Here is a 536-nt window from a genome sequence, read left to right as displayed (position 1 = left end):
CCGTTCGGGGTCAGGGGGAGGGCGTCGAGGGTGACGAAGGAGGCGGGGATCATGTAGTCCGGCAGGAGTCCGGTGAGGTGTTCCCGCAGCTCCCGTGGGCCGGGGACCTGCCCGCCCGGTGCGGGGACGAGGTAGGCGGCCAGGCGGGCCCCGCCCGGGGTGTCCTCGCGCAGGACCACCGCGGCCTGGGCGAGTGCGGGGTGGGTGGTGAGGGCGGTCTGGATCTCTCCGGGTTCGATACGGAAGCCGCGGAGTTTGACCTGCTGGTCGGCCCGGCCCAGGTATTCGAGTTCCCCGGCCGGGGTGTAGCGGGCGAGGTCGCCGCTGCGGTACATGCGCGTCCCCGCGGGGCCGTAGGGGTCGGCGACGAACCGCTCGGCGGTCAGACCCGGCCGGTCGTGGTAGCCCCGGGCCAGTCCCGGGCCCGCCACATACATCTCCCCCGTCACTCCGGGCGCGGCCGGCTGCAAGGCCTGGTCCAGGACGTACAGACGCAGGTCGGGGATCGGCTCCCCGATGAAACTGCCCGGACTGCC

1 protein-coding gene is annotated in these 536 nt (G+C 73.7%); it reads right to left on the bottom strand.

Annotated features, from left to right (window positions below):
* Positions 1–536: AMP-binding enzyme (locus IE94_RS36705; protein ID WP_037924833.1), on the bottom strand; the 536-nt coding region annotated here is incomplete at both ends.

It is taken from the genome of Streptomyces violaceorubidus, assembly GCF_000717995.1.
GTDB classification, from domain to species: domain Bacteria; phylum Actinomycetota; class Actinomycetes; order Streptomycetales; family Streptomycetaceae; genus Streptomyces; species Streptomyces violaceorubidus.
Note: the sequence above shows the minus strand (reverse complement) of the source record. Positions and strands in the feature narration are given on the sequence as shown.